Origin of the sequence: Sphingomonas sp. CFBP 8760 (genome assembly GCF_014841615.1) — a bacterium.
In the GTDB taxonomy this organism is placed as follows: Bacteria; Pseudomonadota; Alphaproteobacteria; order Sphingomonadales; family Sphingomonadaceae; genus Sphingomonas.
In genome coordinates, this window is sequence record NZ_JACYUG010000051.1 from 1 (window position 1) to 1,131 (window position 1,131).

At 62.2% G+C, this 1,131-nt stretch carries 1 protein-coding gene; it reads right to left on the reverse strand.

Going from position 1 to position 1,131, the window contains the following annotated elements; genetic code table 11:
* Positions 1-1,071 (reverse strand): IS3 family transposase gene (locus IFT82_RS20290; RefSeq protein ID WP_192129938.1). Its coding sequence is split into 2 segments (ribosomal slippage), with 1,072 coding nucleotides annotated over them: positions 1-813 and positions 813-1,071; the frame shifts between segments, so codons are not numbered across the junction. This gene is flagged as partial in the annotation.
* Between the last annotated feature and the right edge of the window lie 60 nt (positions 1,072-1,131).

Genomic DNA, 1,131 nt, shown 5'->3' on the forward strand with positions numbered 1-1,131 from the left:
AGAAGCATTCGATGTAATCGAACACGTCCTGCCTTGCCTGATTGCGCGTGCGGTAGGTTTTGCGCGCGATCCGTTCGGTCTTCAGTGAGGAGAAGAAGCTCTCCATCGCCGCGTTGTCCCAGACGTTGCCGGACCGGCTCATCGAGCAGGTGACGCCATTGTCGGCCATCAGTCGCTGGAACTGCTTGCTGGTATATTGGCTGCCCTGGTCCGAGTGATGCAGCAGCGCATCGGGCTTGCCGCGCCGCCAGATCGCCATGACCAGCGCATCGGTGACGAGCTGCGCCGTCATCGTATCGCTCATCGACCAGCCGACCACCCGCCGCGAGAACAGGTCGATCACTGCGGCCGCGTACAGCCATCCCTCGGCGGTCCAGATGTAGGTGAAGTCGGCCACCCACTTCTGGTTCGGCGCGTCGGCGCTGAACTGCCGATCAAGCACGTTGCCCGCGATGACCGAGCGTTCGCCATGATCCTTGGGCAGACCGCGGCGCCTAGGCCGCGCCATCAGGCCGTGCATCCGCATCAGCCGTTCGACACGATGCAGGCCGCATGAAAGGCCTTCGGCCAAGAGATCGTGCCAGACGCGACGCGCGCCATAGGTTCGGTAGCTGGAGATGAAGCTGGCGCGGATCTTCCCTGCATACGCTTCGTCGCTCAGCGACCGGGCGCTTGGCGCCCGCACGAGCCAGGCGTGGAAACCACTGCGCGAGACATCGAGTGCCCCGCAAAGCCACGAAACCGGCCAGATCCCTCGATGCTTTGCGATGAACCCGAACTTCATATCGAGTCCCTGGCAAAGTAGGCCGCGGCTTTTTTTAGGATATCACGTTCGGCCTTCATCCGAGCCAACTCGCGGCGTAGCCGCTCAATCTCCTGCTGCTCGGGCTTCATCTGACCGTTGCCTGGAAACGCCGACTGGGGATCAGCTTCCGCTTCGCGGACCCATTTGCGCAGCACGTTCTCGTGCAGATCCAGATCGCGCGCGGCCTGCGCTACCGCCACGCCCCGATCTCGGACCAACTTCACCGCCTCGAGCTTGAACTCTCGGCTGAACTTCCGTCGTTGCATTTACACCCTCCGGTTCCGAAAACACCTTATCTTGGTGTCCACGAAACCGGCAGCAGCTCA